Below are 23,075 nucleotides of genomic sequence, written 5' to 3' on the forward strand. Positions count from 1 at the left end.
GCGTGAAAGTGGCTGAGGCTCAGAGCGTCCGCGCGATCGCGGCCCGCGTGCACGAAGTCTGGGATGTCCTTGCCGATTTCGGGTCGATCGCTTCGTGGGCCGACAACGTCGACCACTCCTGCATCCTGTCCTGCGGCCCCGACGGCGGGCGAATTGGCACCGCCCGGCGAGTTCAGGTCAAACGCGACACCCTCGTCGAGCGCATCACCGAGTTCGACCCGCCGCACGCACTCGCCTACGACGTCGACGGCCTGCCCCGGCGCCTGCGCAGGGTGACCAATCGCTGGACGCTGACGGCGGCGGGCGATTCGACAGTGGTGACCCTGATCAGCACGGTCGAAATCGGGTCTCGGCCACCGCAAAAGCTGGCCGAACGCGTGCTGTGCCGCTTCCTCGCACGACAGTCCGACGTGATGCTCGCCGGGCTCGCGAACCGATTGGAGAACGCCCGTGTCTGATCGCCCCGACATCGTGATCGTGATGACCGACGAGGAGCGCGCCGTTCCGCCGTATGAGGATCCGGACGTCCTCGCCTGGCGCGACCGAACGCTGACGGGACGCAAGTGGTTCGAAAGTCACGGCGTCAGTTTCGCCCGGCACTACACCGGCTCGCTGGCCTGCGTGCCCAGCCGCCCAACGATTTTCACCGGCCACTTCCCCGACCTACACGGGGTCACCCAGACCGACGGCATCGGGAAGACGGCCGACGATTCGCGCATGCGTTGGCTGCGCCAGGGTGAAGTGCCCACACTGGGAAACTGGTTCCGCGCGGCCGGCTACGACACGCACTACGACGGCAAGTGGCACATCTCGCATGCCGACCTGATCGATTCGTCGACCGGACGTGCGCTGGCCACCAACGACGACGACGGCGTCGTCGATCCGGTGGCGGTGCAACGCTACCTGGACGCAGATCCGTTGGGGCCGTTCGGATTCTCCGGCTGGGTCGGCCCGGAACCGCACGGCGCACTGCTGGCCAATGCCGGCATTCGCCGCGATCCCCTGATCGCCGAGCGGGTGGTCGCATGGCTCACCGACCGCTACGCCCGCCGTCGTGCCGGCGACCCCACCGCGCAGCGTCCCTTCCTGCTCGTCGCCAGCTTCGTCAATCCCCATGACATCGTGCTGTTCCCGACGTGGTCGCGCAGAGGCCCGGTCAAGCCGTCACCGTTGGATCCGCCTCCGGTGCCCGCGGCGCCGACCGCGGACGAGGACCTGTCGACCAAGCCCGCCGCCCAGATCGCCTTCCGCGAGGCCTATTACTCCGGCTACGGCCCGGCGCCCGCGATCAACTGGACCTACGACCGCAACGCGCAGCGCTACCGCGACCTGTACTACCGCCTGCACGCGGAGGTGGACGCGCCGATCGACCGCGTCAGGCGGGCCGTCACCGAAGGTGGTTCGGACAACGCGGTTTTGGTGCGGACAGCCGATCACGGCGATCTGCTCGGCGCCCACGGTGGGCTGCACCAGAAATGGTTCAACCTCTACGACGAGGCGACGCGCGTTCCGTTCGTCATCGCCCGGATCGGCGCGGGCTCGACGTCACCTCGAGTGATCACGGCGCCGACGTCGCACGTCGACCTGGTGCCGACGCTGCTCGCAGCCGCCGGTGTGGATGTCGCGGCGGTGGCCGCGACCCTGGCCGAGACGTTCTCGGAAGTGCACGAGTTGCCGGGCCGCAACCTCATGCCGATCGTCGACGGCGCACCCGCCGACGACGGCCGAGCCGTCTACCTGATGACCCGCGACAACATGCTCGAGGGCGACAGCGGCGCATCGGGCCTGGCGCGCCGCCTGAAGCGCACCGTCAATCCGCCTGCGCCGCTGCGCATCCGAATCCCCGCGCACACCGCCTCCAATTTCGAGGGACTGGTCCTCCACGTGGACGACGCGACGGCGCCCGGGGGCGGCGGTCATCTGTGGAAGCTGGTGCGCACCTTCGACGACCCTGGTACCTGGACCGAACCCGGTGTGCGTCACCTTGCGGCCAATGGGCTTGGGGGAGAGGCGTATCGGACGTCCCCGCTCGATGACCAGTGGGAGCTCTACGACCTGACCGCCGACCCGGTCGAAGCCGTCAACCGGTGGACGGACCCGGGCCTGCACGAGTTGCGTCAGCACCTGCGGGCGCAGCTGAAACACGTCCGCGCCAGTTCCGTCCCCGAACGAAATCAGCCGTGGCCCTATGCCTCTCGTCGACCGCCGAGCCCGGCTCCGTCCAGGCTGAGACGACTCGTCAGGTCCGCATTCGGTCGATGAGGTTCGACAGCACCACAATGCTTTCGCTGCGTTCGATGTCGGCGCTTGACCGGATCCGCTCGAGGGCGGTCTCGAGGTGCCGCATGTCACGGGCCAGCACGTGCAGGATCGCGTCCGACGTGCCGGTCACGGTCGCGGCGCTGACCACCTCCGGCATATCCACCCACGCCGCCCGCAGCTGATCGGGCGCGATCGTGCCATGACAGAACACTTGCACAAACGCCTCGGTGTTCCAGCCGAGCGCATTGCGGTCGATGACGGTGGTGAAACCCTTGATCACACCGTCGTCCAGCATCCGGTCGACGCGACGCTTCACCGCCGGCGCCGACAGATTCACCTTCTGCCCGATTTCGGCGAACGTGGCCCGCGCGTTCTCGGTGAGCTCGGAGAGGATGCGCTCATCGGTCTCGTTCAGACGTTCCATGCCACTCCTCAGCGCAACAAATCGTCGCAGAAGCAAATCTAGCACAACAAATCATCTATAGACACGCAAGAATCGTCGTTTGCTTGTCACACGAGCGGCAAATACCGTTGATTTATGACGGATTCGTACGTGGTGGCAGCCGCCCCTCCCAAGCCTCACCGCACGGCTCGGGTCCGTCGGTACGCGATGACCCGGCCGGACTTTTTCGCCGTCGAGTACGCGATCAATCCCTGGATGGACGTCAACGCACCGGTCGGTGTCCACCTCGCGCACGCGCAGTGGCGGGCGCTCTACCAGACCTACGTCGACCTGGGCCATCGCGTGCATTTGATCGACCCCGTGCCCGGGCTGCCGGACATGGTCTACGCCGCCAACGGCGGCTTCGTCGCCGGCGACGTCGCCATCGTCGCCCGATTCCGATACGCCCAGCGCGCCGCCGAGTCGAAGGCCTACGCCGAATGGATGTCGTCGATGGGCTATCGGCCCGTGACCACACGCCACGTCAACGAGGGCCAGGGCGACCTGCTGATGGTCGGCGACATGCTGCTGGCGGGCTACGGCTTTCGCACCGATCTGCGGGCCCACGACGAAATCTCGGCTCTGCTGGGCGTGCCGGTCGTGTCCCTGGAGCTGGTCGATCCCCGGTTCTATCACCTCGACACCGCGCTCGCCGTCCTCGACGACCACACGATCGCGTTCTACCCGCCGGCGTTCAGCACGGCAGCGCAGGAGCAGCTGCGCGCGCTGTTCCCCGACGCCATCGTGGTGGGCAGCGCCGACGCATTCGTGCTCGGGTTGAACGTCGTATCCGACGGCCTGCACGTCGTGCTTCCCTCCGCCGCAACGGGTTTCGCTGCTCAGCTGCGTGAGGCCGGCTTCGGGCCCGTCGGCGTCGATCTCTCCGAGCTGCTCAAGGGCGGCGGTTCCGTCAAGTGCTGCACATTGGAGGTATTTCCATGACGATCCTCGATGCCCGGCCCACGACACAAACCGACGCGGCGATCGAGCTGGTCGAAAGGCATGCGGCGCACAACTATTCGCCACTACCCGTGGTGGCGGCCAGCGCCGAGGGCGCCTGGATCACCGACGTCGACGGCCGGCGCTACCTGGATTGCCTGGCCGCCTATTCGGCGGTCAACTTCGGCCATCGCAACCCCGAGATCATCGCGACGGCCCACGCCCAACTCGACACCGTCACGCTCGTCAGCCGCGCGTTCCACGCCGAGAACCTCGGACGATTCTGCGCCGCGCTTGCCCAGTTGTGCGGCAAAGACATGGTGCTGCCGATGAACTCGGGCGCCGAGGCGGTCGAGAGCGGTCTGAAAGTCGCCCGCAAATGGGGCGCCGACGTCAAGGGTGTTCCCGCCGGTCACGCCAACATCATCGTGGCCGACAACAATTTCCATGGCCGCACCATCAGCATCGTGAGCTTCTCGTCCGACCCGACGGCTCGCGACGGCTTCGGACCCTTCACACCGGGATTCCGCTCCGTGCCGTTCGGCGACGCCGCGGCGCTGGCACGGGCGATCGACGACAACACCGTCGCGGTGCTGTTGGAGCCGATCCAGGGCGAGGCCGGGGTCATTGTCCCGCCCGACGACTACCTTCCGGCGGTGCGCGCGCTGTGCGACGAGCGCAACGTGCTGATGATCGCCGACGAAATCCAGTCGGGGCTGGCCCGCACGGGCTACACGTTCGCCTGCGACCACTGGGGTGTGGTGCCCGACGTCTACCTGCTCGGTAAGGCGCTGGGCGGAGGCGTGGTGCCGCTATCGGCGATGGTCGCGGACCGCGACATCCTCGGCGTGCTGCACCCCGGCGAGCACGGCTCGACGTTCGGCGGCAACCCGTTGGCCGCCGCGATCGGCACCACCGTGGTGTCCATGCTGGCGACGGGAGAATTTCAGGCGCGCGCCGCCGAATTGGGTGCCCAGCTGCACCGGCGCCTGAAGGCACTGATCGGCGATGGTGTGCGGGCGGTGCGGGGCCTCGGATTGTGGGCCGGGGTCGACATTGAACCGGCCTTGGCCACCGGTAAGGACATCAGCCTGCGGTTGGCCGAGCGCGGGCTGCTGGTCAAAGACACCCACGGCTCGACGCTGCGCTTCGCGCCGCCCCTGGTGATCACCGAGCAGGAAATCGACTGGGCGATCGACCAATTTGCTTTTGCGCTGGCGGAGGCTGCCTCATAATCAGCTGATCCGACCCCAGGAGGCGCAATTGCCGGCCACGTCGATCGGCCTGAGACAGCAGATGCTGCGCCGCCGCCCGGTGACCGGCGCTCCCGTCGCGCACGGGGCCGCGGACCACCTCAAGCGCAGTTTTGGCACGTTCGAGCTGACCATGTTCGGCGTCGGCTCGACGATCGGCACTGGCATTTTCTTCGTGCTTTCGCAGGCCGTGCCTGAAGCCGGGCCGGGAGTGATCGTCTCGTTCGTGATCGCCGGCATCGCGGCCGGACTTGCGGCCATCTGCTATGCCGAATTGGCTTCCGCCGTACCGGTTTCCGGTTCGTCGTACTCGTATGCCTACACCACGCTGGGCGAGGCGGTCGCGATGGGTGTGGCCGCCTGCCTGCTGCTGGAGTATGGGGTGGCCACCGCGGCGGTCTCCGTCGGCTGGAGCGGCTACGTCAACAAGCTGCTGAACAACTGCTTCGGATTCCAGATGCCGCATGGGTTGTCGGCGGCGCCGTGGGATTCGGACCCGGGCTACATCAATCTGCCGGCGATCGTCCTGATCGGCATGTGTGCGCTGTTGCTGGTCCGCGGCGCCAGCGAGTCCGCCCGGGTCAACGCGATCATGGTGCTGATCAAGCTCGGCGTGCTGGCCATGTTCGTGATCATCGCCTTCACCGCCTTCGACGCCAACCACCTCCAGAACTTCGCGCCATTTGGTGTCGCCGGCATCGGCTCGGCGGCGGGCACGATCTTCTTTTCGTTCATCGGCCTCGACACGGTGTCGACGGCGGGTGATGAAGTGCGAAACCCGCAGAAGACCATGCCGCGCGCGCTGATCTCGGCGCTGGCGATCGTCACGACCGTCTACGTGCTCGTCGCGCTGTCCGCGCTAGGCACCCAGCCATGGCAGGATTTCGCCGCGCAGGAGAACGCCGGCCTGGCCACCATCCTTGACAACGTCACCCACGGCATGTGGGCCAGCACGATCCTGTGCGCGGGCGCGGTGATCTCGATCTTCACCGTCACCCTGGTCACCATGTACGGCCAGACCCGCATTCTGTTCGCCATGGGCCGCGACGGACTGCTGCCGTCGCGGTTCGCGACGGTCAATACCCGCACGATGACGCCGGTGAACAACACGGTGATCGTCGCGATCGCTGCGGCCCTGCTCGCGGCGTTCATACCGCTCGACAAACTGGCGGACATGGTGTCCATCGGCACCCTCACAGCGTTCATCGTCGTCTCCGCCGGCGTCATCATCCTGCGGGTGCGCGCGCCCGACCTGCCCCGCCCGTTCAAAGTGCCGGGTTACCCTGTCACGCCCGTACTTTCGGTGCTGGCGTGCGGCTACATCCTCGCCAGCCTGCACTGGTACACCTGGATCGCGTTCACCGGCTGGATCTCGGTGGCGTTGATCTTCTACTTCGTATGGGGCCGTCACCACAGCGCGCTCAATGACGGCGGTGATGGCCTCATCCCGACCGCGGCCGCGTCGGAAGACGAGCCGAGGGAACTGTTGTGACCGTTGTCGTCGGCTACCGGGCCGGCGAGGTCGGCCTGTCGGGGTTGTATCTGGCCGTGCGCGCCGCGCGGACGCTCGAGACGTCGCTGACGGTGGCGACCATCGTCCCCCAGCCGTGGCCGACGCCGTCGTTCGCTCGCGTCGACGCCGAATACGAGCACTGGGCCGACCAGTTGGCCGCGGACTCGGCCGCGGAGGCCCGGGGTTATCTCCACGGCGTGGCCGATGGACTCGAGGTCACCTACTCCCACCGTGCACACCGGTCGGTGTCGGGTGGGTTGATCGAGCTGATCGCGGATGTCGACGCCGAGGTCCTGGTGCTGGGGTCATTACCGAGCGGCGGGCGCGGCCAGGTGGTGATCGGCTCGACAGCCGACTGGCTGCTGCACGTGTCACCGGTGCCGGTCGCGATCAGCCCCCGCGAATATCGTTCGTACACAGGCGGATTGACTCGAATCACCTGTGCCTATGCCGCCACTCCGGACTCGATTGACGTGGTGCACCGGTGCGTCGAATTCGCTCGGCGATTGGGGTTGCCGGTACGGGTGATCACTTTCGCGGTCCGCGGCAAGACGATGTATCCACCCGAAGTGGGGCTGGACGTGGAGGATTCGATCCTGCAGGCGTGGGCGGCGCAGGCGCGAGAGGTTCAGGAAAACCTGAAGACCGACGGCGTCGTCGACGCCGACGTTGCGCTGGACGTGGTGACCGGCCACAGCTGGAACGAGGCGATGGAGAAGGTGGACTGGCAGGACGGCGACGTCCTGGCGTTGGGCACATCGCCGCGCGGCGACATCCGCCGGGTGTTCCTCGGATCGCGCAGCGGAAAAATCATCCGCGAGAGCACCGTGCCGGTGGTGGTGCTGCCTGGCTGAGGCTACCGGCGGGCGTCGGCGTTGGCCGCCTGGTCTGCAGAATTCGGGGTCTGGAGTTCTATGTCGTTGTGCGCGTTACTTTTCGATCCGCACGAGGGCGCGATTCTTCGTATCCACAAAGAAGCGCTCACCCGGCTGAATCGCGGCCGGCTCGATTTGCAGGACATCGACGGTGGCCGGGTCTACTCCGCGTTTCGCGGCCAGACTCAGCACTCGCCTTCCGAGGTCTTGGTCGGGAGTTTCCGCGCCGCCCACCATGGTCACCGAATGATGTACGTGGTGTATCTGCCCGTCGGCGCGACCAAATACCACGAAGCACTTTACGGAATGTACTCGCGCCGTTCCGGTGGTCATGAATTTCATCGCCTACCCCTTTCTCAACCCCAGTAATCCATACGTAGGACGGCCCACGCCTCGGCGTCGGAGCCGGTAGACAGGTCCGCCGTAACGGAACTGATGAAGTCGAAGATGACGGGCGGCTGCGACAGCCAGCCTCCAAGATCGTGATCTTCGTCCGCGCCAGATTCGAGCCGTTTTCGGTAGTGGCTGATCGCTACTCTGGCGGCAGCGCCTCCACTCGTGTCATACCCGTGCAACCAAACCTGCGCGCCGACCCAGGCCGGCGCGATATTCACGTCGATAGTGTGGTTCCACCCGTTACCACCCCAGCCATGCCACCAGTGCCAGTCGATTTCGTATGTCGTCATGATCGGTTCTCCTTCAGGGAAAAGCGTTCGGGACATACGGTAGTCGCTGTTCGATTCACGGAGTGTTGGAATCGGGAACCCGCGCGAGTAACGGGTTGCTAGCGGCGGGCGGCGGCGTTGGCCGCCAGCTGGGCCCTGTGCAGGATGTCCGCGACATCGCCTCGGCCCAGGAACATTTCGTCGAAGTAGCTTTGCAGGGCGGTGTCGCCGGCGGCGAAGCCCGCTCCGCCCGGTGCCGGAATGCGCGGCCCGTCGAGCACCGTGAAGAACGGTGTGACGTCGACGCCGCGGGCGGCCCAATAGTCGTAGTAGACCGGTTGGGCGGACAGCACCGCGGGGATCGCCGCACCTTGACGGCCCAGATACGCGTTGCCCTCACCGCTGCCCATCCACGCCAGCACCTGGCGCACCGCATCCGGATGCTTGGTCGCCGCATTGCCCGCCGCGGCAATGCCGTTAGTAACGCTCACCCGCCCCGCGGGCCCGATCGGCAACATCGCCACACCCCAGTGGAACCGGGCATCGCGGGCCACCGGCGCCAGGTTGTAGGTGCCGGACTGAAAGAGCGCCATCCTGCCGGCAAGAAACTGGTTGCGGGAGAAGTCACCGTTGTCGTTGGTGTCCGAGGCGGGCGGCGCGACGTGATCGTCGTTGATCAGGCGGACCAGGTAGCGGAAGGCCTTGATCGCCGCGGGGTTGTCGAACGCGAACTCGTCTCCGCGCTGAAACACCCCGCCGGCCGACCCGATGTAGTTCAGGTAAATCGCCTGAGCGTCGTTGGCGGCGTTATAACCCCACTGACGTACCCGCCCGGCGTCGAAACCCGGTGTGCCCGCGGCATGTCCATCCGCATCGGCGGTGAGCCGGGACAGCAACGGCCGCAACGTGTCGTCGCCGTCGGGGCTCCACCGCAGGCCGTTCAGCTGGGCGGGATCAATCCCCGCGGCCGCAAGCAGGTCCGCGTTGTAGAACACGGCGATGCCCGCGTCGGTCAGCTGCGGCACACCCCACAGCGTGCCGCCGCGGGTGAATTGATCGACCACGGCCGGCTCCCACGCCGACGCGGCGCCCGGGCCGAGCGTCCTGCCGACGTCCATCAGCCGGCCGCTGTCGGCATACGCGGCCAGATAGGCGTTGGACACCCAGAAGATGTCGTCGGCGCTGCCGCCGGCCACGTCGGTGCGCAGGGTGTTGAAGTACGTCGAGTAGGCCACCGTGTTGAGATGCACCTGGATATCGGGATGCGCGCGGGTGAACGCCTCGAACGATTGCCGATATGCCGTAGCGATCTGATCGCCCCAGACCCGCACCGTCACAACGGTCTTGCCGCCGTGTGGTTCGCCGGAATAGTCCAGCAGCATCGCCGTCGCGGCCAACAATGCCGCGACGAGCGCGAGCGCTCCCGCGACCAGCGTGGAAGACCGAGGACGGGTCATCGCGTGCGCCCAGATTGCCGTGGTGGTCGTAAATTCGTGAAAATCGCAGCCGTGGCGGCAATCTCGGCGCGGGTCCGGGTCACTTGAGCCCCGACACGACGATCGACGCGACGATATGCCGCTGGAAGATCACAAACAGCACGATCAACGGCGCGATCGCGATCGTGGTCGCGGCCATCACCAGCGTCCACTGCGAGTTGAACCGCGACTGCAGGTCGGCCGTGGCCACCGTCAGCACCCGCCACTTGTGTCCACTGGTGATCACCAACGGCCACATGAAGTTATTCCATTGCGACACCACGGTGATCAGCGTTAGGGCGGCCAGGACCGGACGGCTGGACGGAATCACCACGTGCACGATCACGTCCAGCGTGGTGGCCCCGTCGAGGCGCGCGGCGTTGATCAAGTCGTTCGGAATGATCCGAAAGTGCTCGCGCAGCAGGAAAATCGCGTAGGGCGAGCCGAACATGAACGGCAACACCAACGCCCAGAACGTGTTGCGCAGACCGAGCTGCGCCATCATCAGGTACATCGGGACTACCGTGACGGTGCCCGGCACCATCAGCGTCGCGATGTAGACCCAAAACAGCGCGTCACGCCCGGGAAACTGCAGCCGAGCAAACGCGTAGGCAGCCAGCACTGAAAACGTCAGTTGGCCAACCAGAATCACCGCCGTCATCAACGCGGTCACCGCCGCCGCCCGGCCGAACCCGGCCCCGGCGAGGTCGGCATAGTTGGCCAGCGTCGGTGGCCGCGGCCACTGCAGCGGCGTACCCGTCGCGAACTGGTGAGCCGACGTGAACGACGTCAGCAACCCAAGTCCGAAGGGCGCCAACGTGATCAGGGCACCGATCACCAGGCCCGAATAGATCACGCCGTTGGAGAGGCGACTAGGTGAGGTCATAGCTGATCCGCCGCCGGAAGTACAAGTGCTGGACGGCCGTGACGCCGACCAGGATGACGAACAGCACCACCGCCATGACCGACGCCCGGCCGATCGCCGCCGAGCCGAACGCCTCGGCGTAGATGCGGTGGGCCACCAGGTCGGTGCGGAGTTCCGGACCGCCGCCGGTCAGCGCGTAGACGGTGTCGAAAACCTGTGCGCTGCTGACGATCCCGGTCACCAGGACGAAAAACATCGTCGGCCTCAGCATGGGCAGCGTGATGCGCCAGAACCGCTGCCAGGCGGTGGCGCCGTCGGTGCGTGCGGCGGCGTAGATGTCGGCTGGGATCGCCAGCAGACCCGCGAGAAAGGACAGCGAGACGTAGCCGACGTTGGTCCACACGACCACCGCCGACACCAGCGGCAGCGCAAAGCTGGGATCCGACAGCCAGCCGATGCTGTGCCCGAGCACGGCGCTGACAGCGCCGTCGGTGGGAGCCAGGATCCAGCGCCACAACACGGCGATGGCCAGCGGCGCGCAGATCCACGGCAGCACGTAGAGGGTGCGAAACAGGCCGGTGCCCGGCAACTCGCGAGCCAGCATCGTGGCGGCGACCAGCCCCAGCACGGTCTGCGCGGGAACGACGATCGCCACGAAGACGGCGGTGACGATCAGCGAGTTGCCGAAGTCGGCGTCGGCCAGCACCGCGCGCCAGTTGGCCAGACCCACGTAACGCAGCGGGCCGAGCAGGTCCCAGCGGTACAGGCTCAGCCAGATCACCACGAGAATGGGCAGTAGCAAGAACGCGACCACGCCGAACAGGCTGGGCGCCAGCAGGGCATAACCCAACGGAGTGGATCGGCGGGGCGCGTCGGCCATGGGTGTATTAAAGCGGGTCGTTACGGTGGATTCGTGACACCGAACCGGGGGATCGATGCCGACTTCCTGGACCTGCCGCGCCACGAACTGGCCGACGCCGCGCTGTCGGCGGCCACCAAGGCCGGGGCCAGCCACGCCGACCTGCGGGTTCACCGCATCAGTACCGAGATCGTCCAGCTGCGTGACGGCGAGCTGGAGACCGCGGTCATCAGCCGAGAGGTGGGCCTCGCGGTGCGCGTGATCGTCGACGGCACCTGGGGATTCGCCTCGCATGCCGAGTTGGCGCCGTCGGTCGCCGCCGAGACCGCGCGCCGTGCCGTGCATGTCGCCACCACGCTGGCGACGCTGAACACCGAGCGCGTCGAGCTCGCGCCGGAGCCGGTCTACGCCGACGCCACCTACGTGTCGAACTACCGGATCGATCCGTTCGACATCCCGGCCGCCGACAAGATCGCCGTGCTCGAGGATTACTCCGGGCGGCTGCTGGACGCCGACGGCATCGACCACGTGTCGGCCGGGTTGACCGCGGTCAAGGAGCAGACCTTCTACGCCGACACCTTCGGATCGTCGATCACTCAGCAGCGGGTGCGGCTGCAGCCCTCGCTGGAAGCGGTGACCGTCGATGCCGCCGCGGGCAGTTTCGACTCGATGCGCACGCTGGTGCCGCCGATGGGGCGGGGCTGGGAGGTGGTGGCCGGTGACGACGTGTGGAACTGGACCGACGAGCTCGCGCAGCTGCCGTCGCTGCTCGCCGAGAAGGTCAAGGCGCCCAGCGTGACCCCGGGCCGCAAAGACCTGGTGATCGACCCGACCAATCTGTGGCTGACGATTCACGAATCCATCGGGCACGCCACCGAATACGACCGCGCGATCGGCTACGAGGCCGCCTACGCCGGAACGTCGTTCGCCACCCCAGACAAGCTCGGCACCATGCGCTACGGGTCGCCAGTGATGAACGTGACAGCCGACCGCACTGTCGAATTCGGCTTGGCCACAATCGGTTACGACGACGAGGGCGTGGCCGCGCAAAGCTGGGACCTGGTGCGCGACGGGGTGTTCGTCGGCTATCAACTCGACCGGGTCTTCGCGCCCAGACTGGGCCAGCCGCGTTCCAACGGCTGCTCGTATGCCGATTCGCCGCATCACGTGCCGATCCAGCGGATGGCCAACGTGTCGCTGCAGCCTGGCCCCGACGAAACCAGCACCTCCGATTTGATCGGCCGGGTCGAGGACGGCATCTACATCGTCGGCGACAAGTCGTGGTCGATCGACATGCAGCGCTACAACTTTCAGTTCACCGGGCAACGGTTCTTCCGGATTCGCGACGGCCGCCTGGACGGCCAGCTGCGCGATGTCGCCTATCAGGCGACCACGACCGACTTCTGGAATTCCATGGAAGCCGTGGGCGGCGCGTCCACCTGGCGGCTGGGCGGCGCGCTCAACTGCGGCAAGGCCCAGCCCGGGCAGATCGCCGCCGTCAGCCACGGCTGCCCGTCGGCGCTGTTCCGGAACGTCAACGTGCTCAACACTCGTACCGAGGGTGGCCGATGATTTCTGCGCAGCACGTCGTCAACATCGTTTTGGACGAGGCGGCAAAACGCGGCGGTGTCAACGAGACCATGGTGCTGGTCACCGACCGAGTCGAGGCGACGTTGCGCTGGGCGGGCAATTCGATGACCACGAACGGGGTTTCGGTCAACCGCAGCGTGACGGTGATTTCGATTGTGCGCGATGGCAGCAGCACGCGCGTCGGCACCATGGTTTCCGCGGAAGTGGATCCGCGGGTGATCCCTGGGCTGGTTGCGGCGTCCCAGGACGCGGCCCGCTCCGCGCCGGAGGCCGGCGATGCCGCACCGCTGCTCGCCGATACGGGGGTGCCGGCCGATTGGAATGCCCCCGCGCCGGGGACGGGCCCGGAGATATTCGGCGACCTCGCCGCTTCGCTGAGCCGCGGGTTCAAGGGCAGCGACCGTTTGTATGGCTATGCGCACCATAGTGTTTCGACGACGTTCCTGGCGTCGTCGACCGGGTTGCGCCGTCGCTTCACCCAGCCCGCCGGTGCGGTGGAGATCAATGGCAAACGCGGCGACGCGAGCGCCTGGGTGGGGGTCGGCACGCCCGATTTCGTCGATGTGCCAACGGATCTGCTGCTCGAGCAACTGTCGACGCGGCTCGGTTGGGCGCAGCGGACCGTCGAATTGCCGGCGGGGCATTACGAGACGCTCATGCCCCCGTCGACGGTGGCCGACATGATGATCTACCTGGGCTGGTCGATGGCCGGCCGCGGCGCGCACGAGGGCCGGACCGCCTTCTCCGCCCCCGGGGGCGGGACCCGGATAGGGGAGCGGCTCACCGATCTCCCGCTGACGTTGTTCTCCGATCCGATGGCGCCGGGTCTGGCCTGCACGCCGTTCGTCGCGACGAGCAACTCCTCGGAGACCGTGTCGGTGTTCGACAACGGCATGGAGATCGGCCAGGTGGACTGGATCCGCGACGGGGTGATCAACGCGCTGGCGTATCCGCGGGCCATTGCCGCCAAATACGACGCCCAGGTCGCCGTGGCCGCCGACAACCTGGTGATGACGGGCGGGTCGGCCGAGCTGGCCGACATGATCGCGAACACCGAGCGCGGACTGCTGCTGACCACGCTGTGGTACATGCGGGTGGTCGACCCGACCACACTGCTGCTCACGGGCCTGACCCGCGACGGCGTATACCTGGTCGAAGACGGCGAGGTGACCGCGGCCGTAAATAACTTCCGCTTCAACGAGAGCCCGCTGGGCCTGCTGCGGCGGGCTACCGAGGCCGGGGTCAGCGAGAAGACCCTGCCGCGCGAGTGGGGAGATTGGGCCACCCGGGCGGCGATGCCGTCGCTCCGCATCCCGGACTTCTACATGTCGTCGGTGAGCCAGGCGCACTAGCCGATTGCCCGGCGGCGGGGCGGGTTCTAACGTGTGACGGATGCTGACGCGGTTAGTGGCGCTGTCGCCGGGCGACGGACGCATCACGGGACTGGTGCGACGGGTGTGCGGGCAGACGTTGTCGCTGCCGCCGTTGCCCGCTTGCGTCGAGGTGGACGAGCCCGCGACGGAGGCTGAGGCCGTCGTCGCCGAGTTCGCCGAGCAGTTCAGTGTCGATGTCTCGGCCATCACCGGAGAGCAGCGATCGCAGCTGTGGAAGCAGTTGGGGGACAGCACCTTCGGCGTGGTGGTGCAGATGTACATCGCAGACTTCGTTCCGCGGGTGCGCGCTGGGTTCGAGGCGCTCGGTGTCGGCTCCGAGTATCTCGACTGGGTTGACGGGCCGATCTCGTGGGATCACGCCACCGACCCTTCCGATGTGGTGTTCAACGACTTCCTGCCCGCGGTGGCGCGGATGCGGGCGCTTGATCCCGTCACCGCCGAGCTGGTCCGGCTGCGCGGCGCGGCCCAGCACAACTGCCGGCTGTGCAAATCCCTGCGCGAAAGCACCGCCCTGGACGCCGGGGGTTCCGAGATGCTGTACGGCGATATCGAGCGCTACGAGGACTCAAGTTTGCTCGACGAGCGCGCTAAAGCAGCGCTGCGCTACACCGATGCGTTAATTTGGACTCCTGCGCACCTCGTCGCCGACGTTGCCGCCGAGGTGCGCTCCCGGTTTTCCGAGGCGAAGGCCGTGGAGCTCACGTTCGACATCATGCGCAATGCCAGCAACAAGATCGCGGTGTCGTTGGGCGCCGACGCCCCCCGCGTCGAGCACGGCACCGAGCGCTACCTGCTCGACGCCAGTGGCCAGACGGTGTTCAGCTAGAGGCGGCGTGGCACCATGGATGCCGCGCCAAGCGGGGGCGGTAGCTCAGTTGGTTAGAGCCGCGGACTCATAATCCGTTGGTCGCGGGTTCGAGCCCCGCCCGCCCCACCGAGCAAAAGTGCAGCTCAGAGCTACATTTTCGGCCGTCCAATGCTGCCAGCCAGTGCCTGTTTTGCCGCTATTGTCGGCGGTTTGTCGTCAGTCGGTTGACTTAGAGCAAGAATATTGCGAGACCGCAAAGCAGCAGCACAGTCGCACACCACGCACGACAACACCTTGCGGCGCCGTTGTAGTGACAGCTCACGCCGTCCGCGCTACTGTGCAGCTGTGCCGCTGACCGGCGGCACCACCACGCAAGTCAGAGCGCGCATTCACGGAGCGGCCCCTTCGGGGAGAGCCCGCACGGCGGATGCAAACGACAAGGCGTTACGTCACGGCGGCCCTTCGGGAGGCACGCGCGAGAACGCGGTCCACCTTTCACCGTCCGGTGCAAGGTGCCCGTTTTCGCACCGAAGGGATAGCAATGTATCTAGATACCAGCACTCGAAGTAGCGATCCACCAATAGATCTCGATGCAGCCGAGAAGCTTGATCACCGCATTCAGCGCATGGCTGACACGGCAGCGCGGAACCTGGACACACTCGCTGATTTGCTGGCCAAAGCCAAGGCGGGCCAGGTCCATGCTGTGCTGGGGTTCGACAGCTGGACTGCGTACCTAGTAGATCGGGTCAACCCGCTCGCTAAGGTCCTTAATTCCGACGACCACCGCGTTCTAATCACCGAACTGCGCGACGCGGGCATGAGTATGCGGGCGATCGCGAAAGCCGTAGGCACGTCTAAGTCAACTGTGTCGCGGCAGGTGTCCCAAGCTGGGACAGCTGGCCACGGCGCGGCTGTCCAAACCACAGGGATCGACGGCAAGGCCTACCCGCGCCGCAACTGCGGCGGTGGGCACAGAGGACCGTTGCCGGTGGGCACAACCCTCAGTCGCGCCAAAACCGCCATCGACAAGATCACAGGCCTTGACGGCGACGCCGATGCCTTGCGAACGCAGATATGCGAATTGATCGACCGGCTTCTCGACAGCCTTTCAGCAACTAGATTGGACGTATCTTCGACGATTGCGCGCCGCGCAGGTAATGGAGGGGGAGACAGTGACCTACGGTTACGAGACTGAACCCTTGGCAGACACAGCATCGAAACTGGGTGTTACAGTGCCACGCCCGTTGTTGGACGTGGTGCATGAATATGCCGACGGGTTGCCGATAACCGCAGCACACGTGGTGCAGACAGGAACGCGGACCTTCCGCTTCTATTGGGTATCTGGCTTGTCACTAGTGGTGCTTGAGTCCCAAGAGGTCGAGAAGGAAGATGCCGGTTTTGTCATTCGTGCTGCTGGCCAAGTGAGACCGATCAAGTCTGCCCGCCTGGACCTCGAAGTGACCGCGCTTCAGGCACCGGCGCCAGTGCAGGACTGGACCCTGATACGCACTTTGCGACTCACATTCGATGGCGAAGCTGAGCCAATGACTCTCCCTGATCCGCTCAGCCTCCCCCTCGATAGCGAACCGAAGCGGGACCAGGTGAATTCGTTGCTGGATGCAGTTCTGCAGGCTTACACCACTAATTAGCCGACGAGTACCCAGTCGGGGTTCAGGCGGAGGCTGGGGACATCTAGACGACCAAATGCTGCGCCGCGCGGCCAGCTTCTTAGTTGCCATGGCTACCTACCGTTTACGCCGATGATCGGATCACACGGTGGGCTTTGGGCACGGTACCTTCCACCCTTGGACGGCGGCTTGTCCCAAGCCGATTGTGGTGGACAACGTGTACCACAACTACTTTCAGCCGGCTTGCAAGGCGTTAGGCCTCGGGAGCGTTCGCTTTTACGACCTGCGGCACACCTTCGCCACGTTGGCCTTGAGCGCTGGGGAGCACTACATGCAGGTGTCCAAGTGGTTGGGACACAGCAGCTACGTCCTGACGCTAACCACCTACGCGGACTAGATCCGCGAGGACGACACAGCGGCACCGAAGCTGGCTAGGCAGGTTGCAAGCGTTACAGACAATGTTGTGCTTATCGAGCGGAGAGCTCGCTAACTGGCACCGGTCGGAGCCGGGGCATTGCGGTATCCGCAGTGCTTGCACACCTTGGCCTCATCGAAGATGGTCTCAGCGCAGTCGGGGCACTTCTTGGTTGCCGGTTCAGGGCCGCGCTGTGGTGGCTCTTTCGGAAGATTATCTCTGCCTATTGATTTCTCCACGACGTGTAACAACCTTTCGCGGCGCTCGACGCCACCCGCTGTGAACTCATCGAACTTCTCCGCCACGTCGGCGTCCTTGAGCCAGTACCAGACGGTTACCCGGAACATCTTCTTGGCTGCAAGGTGCAGATCCTCGGCGTCTTCGCAGAATGCAGCTTTCCAGAGTTGGATGTGTACATTCCTGTCAGGATCTTGATCCTTGAAACTTACCTGCGCCTGTTTGATCTGGTTATAGAGATTAGCGAGGTAAGAATATTGAGCAGAAAAGCGCGCATAGAAGGCGACATAGACAGCACCCCCTATGGCACCCAGCCAAGGGACAGTTCTCGCGATGTCATGAAGGATTTCCTGGCTGTTCCAGGAGAAGTCCCCCTGTCGGATGTGAAAAGGCGTCGGATGCGCCAAGCCGTGGAGTACCAGGGCGGCCACATATAGGAGGAACGTTACGTAAGCCGTACGGAAGAAGATAACCGTGCCCCCGTTGGGGCGGCCCTTCTTCAGCATCCATTCGCCCGACAGACGTTCAACAATCGATTCCAACATTGTTACCCCTGTAAGCAATTTGCTGCAGTCACTCCCGTTACGGAGGTTAGCGGCGATGGCTACTGCAACTGAACAGATTTTACCGAATTGATATGAGCGGTATCTCAAGAGAAGAGTGCGCAGTAGAACGGGACGAGCTTGCCCCGCCCTGGCTGTTCCAGCAGCCCGGCCGAAACCGGCACTCTAGGTCAAACATCCGGCTCATCCGGCTCAGTGGTCCCCTGGAGCCGATCGTCGCGAACGACTCCCATATCCCTGAGGAACTCATCCTCTGCTCTTAGCAACTCTTCGTGCTCCTGCTCCCGCCGGTGTTGCTCTTCATCACCAGGATTCGTATAGACCCAAACCCCACTATGCTCTTGGCCGTAGTCCTTGAGCGTGCCCGCAATGTCATACAGGGCCTTCTCGACGGTCTCGCTCTTGTGTTCCGTAACATACGTTGTGTTCCAAAACATCTTGATATCCAACGAGATTGGATTCCGATAGCTCGGTTTGTCGGGGATCATTTTGTCGTCAAAGTCCACGTGGCCGATGAACTGATCCTGAAGGGTTCCTTCATACTTCCTTCGCCGGGCAGCGGAGTCCCAAACCGTCCGCCACTCTTGGCCAGGTGCCAACACGGCAATGCTCTGGGGCACGTAGAGGTGTTTGACTTCCTGACCTGTGTGGATGTTCCTATAGGGCGCGACCTGCAATGGGGGAAGCTTCAGCCGAATGTTGTACGCCGTAGTCTGTCCAAAGTTCTTGATTACCAAATCCATATAGCGCCGCACTTCGTGACGGTCTACGTACACAACAACATCAGGTTGCGCCACCCGTTCACGCGTCTTCCGCGCTTCGCGCACTTGGCCGCGGGCGAAAACCGCCGCACCGAACGCAATTCCGGCCGTGGCCCATTGTGCGATTGCGGCCCAGGCGTCAGCGTGCATGCGAAATGGCAGCGCTAGGCCGGTTTGTCTTCGGCGTGCTCGTCATCCTTACCGCTCACTCGATCTAGGAGACGGACAAACGGGTTCGGGCTTTCAGGCTCCTCGCTAGACAGCCGACCTTCCAAGTAGATTGTCTTGGCCATGCCGACACGGATTTCCGCCTGTTCATCAGGCGTCAGTTTCGTGATAAACGCCTCGAAGGTGTTGAGTCGCACTTCAGCGCTCTTGCTTGCTCTTGCCTGGCGGTGATTGGTTGCGCCGCGACTAAATAGGTAGCCACCCAAGATGACTGCACCAAGGATGATGCTCCCACGGGTCATACTGACCGCTATGGTTCCGCCGGAGCCTTCACTGGTGGTAAGGAAGTGGATGAGGACGAAGACAAGCGGCACGCCGATTACCGCAGCGCCAAGCACGTCATAGGCCCATCCGGCAGCTGATTTTCGGCGGGCTTGCTCGCCAAAGTCTTTGGCGAACGCTCGTTTCGACAGCCAGTCAGCGGAGTTCTTGCTAGCGGCTGCTAGGTCCTCGGCCTCTTGTTGCGCATCGAGTGCGCGTTCTACGTGCTGTTTGGCTTTGCGCTCCAGAGCTTTTAGCTTGTCGATGCGCTCGCCAAGAGTGTCTTCGATTGCTTTGTCGTAGGCTGCTCTACCGGATTCCTCTACGCGATTTATGGCGTCTAGGTACTCGCTTTCGCGCTCCTGGAGCGAAACCGTGTAGTTGTCCTCCACACCCGTCATCTTTGTTTCGACGGTGGCCATATCAGTGCGTAGTGTCTCAAGCTGGTTCTTGAGTTCTGTGTTCTGTTCGGCCAGGCTTTCTAGAGCCAGTTCGGCCTCTCGTCTGTACTCAGCGAATGCGCGACCGGCCGCGCTGGCCTGGCCGCCCGCTGGCAGCGAGGGCCACTGCGCAACATAATGGAAGATCACTTCAGACTGGTCAGCGGCGTCGTTGACCGAGTTTCCGTAGTTGTCTGGATTGCCCACGAAGTTCGACAGTGACTGGATGATCGGTCCGGCGAGCTGCGCGTCGACGTTGTCGAGCATCGACTTCGTGTAGAAGACCTTCAGGCCTTTTGACTGATGTTCGCGTAGCAGCTCAAGCGCGGTTTTGAGGCGAACAATTGACAAGCGTTGCGGTGCATCAAGTGCCTTCGGAAGACGTTCGTCGTCTAAAAGACTCGCGAGCTGGTCGACCTTGCCCCAAACCGGGTGCTGGTCAAAGACGTCGTCGTCCCAAGAGCTCACAACTGGATGCTATCGAGGCGGCCTGACATAAACCGACCATTCGCGCGGGCATGTCTCTGCGCGGTGACCAGCAACCCTGCTGAGCGGGTTCTTGTCGGTGGTTTGTCGTCGTACTTCCGGCAACCTGTTGATTTGCCGCGATGGGTTAGCAGCCGCCGCTAGGCCCGGTTTTGAAACAAAAGCGCTGGAAAACTACGGGATAGCAGCCGCTGTCTAGCGATTCTCGGACCTAGCAGAGTTTGCTACAGAGCCGCGGACTCATAATCCGTTGGTCGCGGGTTCGAGCCCCGCCCGCCCCACGTCAGCTGTATGACCTCAGTTGATGCCTGACATCTTGCCTTCGGATGATGCCCGACAGTGTTCCGGCTGATGGTTGACAGATACTTCGGCTGATCCTTGACACTCCTTCGATGAGGGAGTTAACCGTGGCCGAGCAGAGGGACCGGGCCTTGCTGGCGGTGATGGGTTATCGAGTTCGCAGGTCGCCGAGAAGGTGAGTGTGTCGCGTCAGACGCTGCATGCCTGGTTGGTGTGAACCGTGCGATTCTGGAAAACTTCGGCGCGATCAGAGCAGGAGAGGCGCGTGACAACCACCCATACTGAACGGCTCCCGCTGCTGACCCGGCGCGACCGCATCATGATCACCATCACGGTTATCGCGGCCGTGGCGACCGGAGTTCTGCACTTCGCCCACGTGAATGCAGTGCTGGCGTTCATCGTGTCCGCACTTGCGTTGGCCACGCTGGCATCTTTGGTCGGCCGTTCGGTGGAGGCGCTCGGAGACCGGCTCGGGCCCAACGCGACTGGGATACTGCAGACGGCGTTGGGGAACCTGCCCGAATTGTTCGTCATACTGTTCGCGCTCAAAGCAGGTCTTTATGGGGTGGTTAAGGCCACCATCGTCGGCTCGATTCTCTCCAACGCCCTGCTGGTGCTCGGGCTGTCCTTCGTGGTCGGCGGTATCAAACACGGCCGCCAGCGCTTCGCCGCCGACGACGGACGCACCCTCGGATTGATGTTCACCCTCGCGGTATTCATCCTCGCTGTCCCCTCGCTCACCGCTGCAACACACACCCCGGCGCAACCGCACGAGCGGGCGGTGTCGGTCGTCGTCTCCATCGTCATGCTTGCGCTGTTCGCACTCTCGCTGCCGGCCACGCTCGGAAAGCGTGCTGTCGCCCCGGTGGGGCAAGTTCGTCATAAAACGTCCAGAGCGTCGTCTCCCATTGTGGCCAGCCCCGATTCGGCCAAAGCCGCCAGTATGGCGGCAGCACACGGGGAGTGGCCGCTGGCGATGGCTATCGGCATGCTGGCCGTCGCTGGGATCGGTGCGGCCTTCGTGTCGGAATGGTTCGTCGCCGCCCTAGAGCCGGCGATGCATGCAGCGGGCATTAACGAGGTGTTCGCCGGTCTGGTGATCGTGGCGATCGCCGGCAACGCTGTGGAGAATTTCGTCGGCATTCAGCTGGCGGCCAAGAACCAGATGGACTACGCGGTCCAGGTGATCCTCCAGTCGCCCGTCCAGATCGCGCTCACCATCGCCCCGATCGTCTGCCTGGCGGCGGCATGGCTCGGCCAGCCTGGTTTCGATCTGGTGTTCTCACCGCTGTTGCTGGCGTCGATGATCATGTCGGCGCTCGTTGCGGTGCTGGTGACCTTCGACGGCGAGTCGACCTGGTTCGAGGGGACGGTGCTCATCGCGCTCTACGTGGCGATCGCCACGTCGTTCTGGTGGGGGTGAGTACCTCAACCGTCTGAGATCCGTCGTCGCGCCTGGCGAGTTCGCGCTCAAGGCTCGCCCGCTACCAGCACGGTCGAAATCCACCGGGAGTGCGGCCACGTGACAGCGGCGTGACAGCGTACGGCTCCGCTAGTCGTCGGCCGTGTAGCTGGCGGCGCCTGTGGCCGATCCTGAGGATAGACTCGCGGCATCGAAGTTCCAGGTGGCGCGGCTAATCCGTGGTTCGCAGCGACCGCCGATCGTGAAAGTCGGTGGTGCGCGGTGATTGGGTCTGGCGACGAGGCCGCTGACGCTGCGCTGGAAGTCATGCGGTCGGACGAGGTTGCAGCAGCGGGTTTTCGGGAGTGGCTGGCTGCCGCAGAGCGGGCCGGTCAAAGAGTCCTGCGGGAGCCTGACGGCACGTACGTGTTATGGCGGCGCGACGACGTCCTCGCCGCCGTACGTGACGGCGAAGTCTTCGCCAGCCGCCAAGGCGAACTGATGGAAGGCAACCCGCCGTTCGGCCCGTACCGGAAAATCATGGTCGAGCTGTTGTTCAATCCGGAAAATTCGCGGGAAATGCTGAAGCCCGTGCGTGGGATCATCGAAAAATGCGTCGGCGCCGTTGCGGCGACACGAGACCGTTGCGATGGTGCGGCTGTCGCTGAGGTTGTTTGGCGCGCAGCATTCGTTACGGTCTGCGGGCTGCCGACTGACGTCGCTCTCGAAGCGATCGACACGCAGCTGGTGCGGAAGACCCGTCGAGCACCGCAGGGTGGCCCTGATGTGATCAGCCGCCTCGCCACCGAACCGCTCAGCGACAAAGAAGTGTTGGGACTGATGGCGTCGGTGGGCCGCGGTTTGATTTTCGCGTCGTTCGCTATTAGGGCCGGACTGGCGGTGCTGGCGCGGATGCCGATGCTTCAGCGGGAGCTACGCGAAAATCCAGGCCGGCAACGTAGATTCATCGAGGAACTGCTGCGGTTGGATGGCGGGGCGAAGACCGTTTCACGAATCACGAGTCGCAGTGTGACAATCGGCGGAACGACGATTCCCGCCGGGTCCCCTGTTGAGTTGTGCGTCGGACTTGTTCACCGTGATGAGACCGACGAGATGTCAGGTCACAGCATTAAACTTGATGGCCCGCAACGGAATTGGAGTTTTGGGGGAGGCCCGCATCGGTGTCCGGCGTCCCACCTGGCCCGGGATCTGCTGGGCGCATTCTTTGAAGTGTGGCTTGCCAAAGTCCCATTTTTCTCGTTCGACTGGAACGGCGGCGATGTCCCCAAAGCGTGGTACCCCAAACCCTACGACCCTTCGCGGGGCGCAATTTTCGAGGGTTGGTTCCCTGCTCACGTGCCGCTCACGTGGCGACCTTAGCGGTGACTACCACTCGCCCACTTTGGGGCGTTAC

22 protein-coding genes, 1 tRNA gene and 1 pseudogene are annotated in these 23,075 nt (G+C 64.5%); 15 read left to right on the forward strand and 9 right to left on the reverse strand.

The window, feature by feature from the left end:
- The first annotated feature begins 8 nt into the window (after positions 1-8).
- Together A5744_RS23130 and A5744_RS23135 are read left to right on the forward strand one after the other, a co-directional pair.
- Positions 9-458, forward strand: coding sequence for an SRPBCC family protein (locus A5744_RS23130; RefSeq protein WP_076064748.1), 450 nt, complete (start codon positions 9-11; stop codon positions 456-458).
- Positions 451-2,262, forward strand: a complete 1,812-nt coding sequence (locus tag A5744_RS23135) for a sulfatase-like hydrolase/transferase (protein ID WP_076064704.1) — start codon at positions 451-453, stop codon at positions 2,260-2,262. The genes A5744_RS23130 and A5744_RS23135 overlap by 8 nt, the downstream gene beginning before the upstream one ends.
- Here the strand turns inward: A5744_RS23135 and A5744_RS23140 are convergent.
- A complete protein-coding gene (locus A5744_RS23140; RefSeq protein WP_076064705.1) occupies positions 2,240-2,686 on the reverse strand; it encodes an Lrp/AsnC family transcriptional regulator in 447 nt (148 codons plus the stop codon). The two genes, A5744_RS23135 and A5744_RS23140, sit on opposite strands and share 23 nt — an antisense overlap.
- A 114-nt stretch (positions 2,687-2,800) precedes the next feature.
- Here A5744_RS23140 and ddaH point away from each other — a divergent pair, with 114 nt between their 5' ends.
- From ddaH to A5744_RS23160, 4 genes are read left to right on the forward strand one after another with little or no spacing between them, the layout of a single operon-like run.
- The gene (ddaH, locus tag A5744_RS23145) at positions 2,801-3,646 is read left to right on the forward strand and encodes a dimethylargininase (protein WP_076064706.1); all 846 of its coding nucleotides are present in this window, start codon (positions 2,801-2,803) and stop codon (positions 3,644-3,646) included.
- Positions 3,643-4,878, forward strand: coding sequence for an ornithine--oxo-acid transaminase (gene rocD, locus A5744_RS23150; protein ID WP_076064707.1), 1,236 nt, complete (start codon positions 3,643-3,645; stop codon positions 4,876-4,878). Before ddaH ends, rocD begins: the two co-directional genes overlap by 4 nt.
- A gap of 28 nt (positions 4,879-4,906) precedes the next feature.
- Entirely contained in the window at positions 4,907-6,388 is a 1,482-nt protein-coding gene (locus A5744_RS23155; RefSeq protein ID WP_076064749.1) for an amino acid permease, read from the forward strand.
- Positions 6,385-7,263 carry a universal stress protein gene (locus A5744_RS23160; RefSeq protein ID WP_076064708.1) on the forward strand — a complete coding sequence of 293 codons (879 nt, stop codon included), beginning with the start codon at positions 6,385-6,387 and terminating at the stop codon, positions 7,261-7,263. The genes A5744_RS23155 and A5744_RS23160 overlap by 4 nt, the downstream gene beginning before the upstream one ends.
- A gap of 75 nt (positions 7,264-7,338) precedes the next feature.
- On the opposite strand, the gene A5744_RS23165 is transcribed toward A5744_RS23160, so the two are convergent.
- The 5 genes from A5744_RS23165 to A5744_RS23185 all read right to left on the reverse strand — a co-directional run bounded on the left by A5744_RS23165 (position 7,339) and on the right by A5744_RS23185 (position 11,169).
- Positions 7,339-7,617 (reverse strand): hypothetical protein, encoded by a 279-nt coding sequence (locus A5744_RS23165; RefSeq protein WP_139329595.1) that lies wholly within the window; start codon positions 7,615-7,617, stop codon positions 7,339-7,341.
- Positions 7,618-7,640: 23 nt separating this feature from the next.
- Positions 7,641-7,970, reverse strand: coding sequence for a hypothetical protein (locus A5744_RS23170; RefSeq protein ID WP_139329594.1), 330 nt, complete (start codon positions 7,968-7,970; stop codon positions 7,641-7,643).
- Between the two features lie 98 nt (positions 7,971-8,068).
- Positions 8,069-9,406, reverse strand: coding sequence for an extracellular solute-binding protein (locus A5744_RS23175; RefSeq protein ID WP_076064711.1), 1,338 nt, complete (start codon positions 9,404-9,406; stop codon positions 8,069-8,071).
- Between the two features lie 79 nt (positions 9,407-9,485).
- The gene (locus A5744_RS23180) at positions 9,486-10,310 is read right to left on the reverse strand and encodes a carbohydrate ABC transporter permease (RefSeq protein ID WP_076064712.1); all 825 of its coding nucleotides are present in this window, start codon (positions 10,308-10,310) and stop codon (positions 9,486-9,488) included.
- The gene (locus A5744_RS23185) at positions 10,297-11,169 is read right to left on the reverse strand and encodes a sugar ABC transporter permease (RefSeq protein ID WP_076064713.1); all 873 of its coding nucleotides are present in this window, start codon (positions 11,167-11,169) and stop codon (positions 10,297-10,299) included. The genes A5744_RS23180 and A5744_RS23185 overlap by 14 nt, the downstream gene beginning before the upstream one ends.
- A 33-nt stretch (positions 11,170-11,202) precedes the next feature.
- Here A5744_RS23185 and A5744_RS23190 point away from each other — a divergent pair, with 33 nt between their 5' ends.
- From A5744_RS23190 to A5744_RS25315, 7 genes and pseudogenes are all read left to right on the forward strand, one after another.
- A complete protein-coding gene (locus tag A5744_RS23190) occupies positions 11,203-12,720 on the forward strand; it encodes a TldD/PmbA family protein (protein ID WP_076064714.1) in 1,518 nt (505 codons plus the stop codon).
- Positions 12,717-14,090, forward strand: coding sequence for a metallopeptidase TldD-related protein (locus A5744_RS23195; protein WP_076064715.1), 1,374 nt, complete (start codon positions 12,717-12,719; stop codon positions 14,088-14,090). Before A5744_RS23190 ends, A5744_RS23195 begins: the two co-directional genes overlap by 4 nt.
- Before the next feature lie 40 nt (positions 14,091-14,130).
- Positions 14,131-14,958 carry a carboxymuconolactone decarboxylase family protein gene (locus tag A5744_RS23200; RefSeq protein ID WP_076064716.1) on the forward strand — a complete coding sequence of 276 codons (828 nt, stop codon included), beginning with the start codon at positions 14,131-14,133 and terminating at the stop codon, positions 14,956-14,958.
- A gap of 34 nt (positions 14,959-14,992) precedes the next feature.
- A tRNA-Ile gene (locus A5744_RS23205) sits at positions 14,993-15,066 on the forward strand.
- A 415-nt stretch (positions 15,067-15,481) separates the two neighbouring features.
- Entirely contained in the window at positions 15,482-16,135 is a 654-nt protein-coding gene (locus tag A5744_RS23210; RefSeq protein ID WP_170874573.1) for a helix-turn-helix domain-containing protein, read from the forward strand.
- Positions 16,113-16,589: a hypothetical protein gene (locus tag A5744_RS23215; RefSeq protein WP_139331469.1), complete on the forward strand. Its 477-nt coding sequence runs from the start codon at positions 16,113-16,115 to the stop codon at positions 16,587-16,589. The genes A5744_RS23210 and A5744_RS23215 overlap by 23 nt, the downstream gene beginning before the upstream one ends.
- A gap of 175 nt (positions 16,590-16,764) precedes the next feature.
- Positions 16,765-17,058 (forward strand): annotated as a pseudogene (locus A5744_RS25315) (site-specific integrase); the annotation flags it as partial.
- Here A5744_RS25315 and A5744_RS23225 read toward each other — a convergent pair.
- From A5744_RS23225 to A5744_RS23235, 3 genes are all read right to left on the reverse strand, one after another.
- Positions 17,055-17,765 carry a hypothetical protein gene (locus A5744_RS23225; protein ID WP_139331470.1) on the reverse strand — a complete coding sequence of 237 codons (711 nt, stop codon included), beginning with the start codon at positions 17,763-17,765 and terminating at the stop codon, positions 17,055-17,057. The pseudogene A5744_RS25315 and the gene A5744_RS23225 overlap by 4 nt on opposite strands.
- 188 nt (positions 17,766-17,953) lie before the next feature.
- Positions 17,954-18,694 carry a hypothetical protein gene (locus A5744_RS25165; protein ID WP_240563161.1) on the reverse strand — a complete coding sequence of 247 codons (741 nt, stop codon included), beginning with the start codon at positions 18,692-18,694 and terminating at the stop codon, positions 17,954-17,956.
- Between the two features lie 14 nt (positions 18,695-18,708).
- A complete protein-coding gene (locus A5744_RS23235) occupies positions 18,709-19,941 on the reverse strand; it encodes a hypothetical protein (protein ID WP_076064720.1) in 1,233 nt (410 codons plus the stop codon).
- A 538-nt stretch (positions 19,942-20,479) separates the two neighbouring features.
- Between A5744_RS23235 and cax the strand changes: the two genes are divergently transcribed.
- Positions 20,480-21,682: a calcium/proton exchanger gene (cax, locus tag A5744_RS23240; RefSeq protein ID WP_240563162.1), complete on the forward strand. Its 1,203-nt coding sequence runs from the start codon at positions 20,480-20,482 to the stop codon at positions 21,680-21,682.
- A 306-nt stretch (positions 21,683-21,988) separates the two neighbouring features.
- Positions 21,989-23,041 carry a cytochrome P450 gene (locus tag A5744_RS23245; protein WP_139331471.1) on the forward strand — a complete coding sequence of 351 codons (1,053 nt, stop codon included), beginning with the start codon at positions 21,989-21,991 and terminating at the stop codon, positions 23,039-23,041.
- Positions 23,042-23,075: the final 34 nt, after the last annotated feature.

Origin of the sequence: Mycobacterium sp. IS-1264 (assembly GCF_001954195.1) — a bacterium.
Taxonomy (GTDB): domain Bacteria; phylum Actinomycetota; class Actinomycetes; order Mycobacteriales; family Mycobacteriaceae; genus Mycobacterium.

Bases quoted from the DNA above. Each gene is read 5' to 3' on its own strand.
- A5744_RS23140 (WP_076064705.1), bottom strand. From the start codon at position 2,686: ATGGAACGTCTGAACGAGACCGATGAGCGCATCCTCTCCGAGCTCACC.
- ddaH (WP_076064706.1), top strand. From the start codon at position 2,801: ATGACGGATTCGTACGTGGTGGCAGCCGCCCCTCCCAAGCCTCACCGC.
- rocD (WP_076064707.1), top strand. From the start codon at position 3,643: ATGACGATCCTCGATGCCCGGCCCACGACACAAACCGACGCGGCGATC.
- A5744_RS23165 (WP_139329595.1), bottom strand. From the start codon at position 7,617: ATGACCACCGGAACGGCGCGAGTACATTCCGTAAAGTGCTTCGTGGTA.
- A5744_RS23170 (WP_139329594.1), bottom strand. From the start codon at position 7,970: ATGACGACATACGAAATCGACTGGCACTGGTGGCATGGCTGGGGTGGT.
- A5744_RS23175 (WP_076064711.1), bottom strand. From the start codon at position 9,406: ATGACCCGTCCTCGGTCTTCCACGCTGGTCGCGGGAGCGCTCGCGCTC.
- A5744_RS23180 (WP_076064712.1), bottom strand. From the start codon at position 10,310: ATGACCTCACCTAGTCGCCTCTCCAACGGCGTGATCTATTCGGGCCTG.
- A5744_RS23185 (WP_076064713.1), bottom strand. From the start codon at position 11,169: ATGGCCGACGCGCCCCGCCGATCCACTCCGTTGGGTTATGCCCTGCTG.
- A5744_RS23195 (WP_076064715.1), top strand. From the start codon at position 12,717: ATGATTTCTGCGCAGCACGTCGTCAACATCGTTTTGGACGAGGCGGCA.
- A5744_RS23200 (WP_076064716.1), top strand. From the start codon at position 14,131: ATGCTGACGCGGTTAGTGGCGCTGTCGCCGGGCGACGGACGCATCACG.
- A5744_RS23210 (WP_170874573.1), top strand. From the start codon at position 15,482: ATGTATCTAGATACCAGCACTCGAAGTAGCGATCCACCAATAGATCTC.
- A5744_RS23225 (WP_139331470.1), bottom strand. From the start codon at position 17,765: ATGTTGGAATCGATTGTTGAACGTCTGTCGGGCGAATGGATGCTGAAG.
- A5744_RS25165 (WP_240563161.1), bottom strand. From the start codon at position 18,694: ATGCACGCTGACGCCTGGGCCGCAATCGCACAATGGGCCACGGCCGGA.
- A5744_RS23245 (WP_139331471.1), top strand. From the start codon at position 21,989: ATGCGGTCGGACGAGGTTGCAGCAGCGGGTTTTCGGGAGTGGCTGGCT.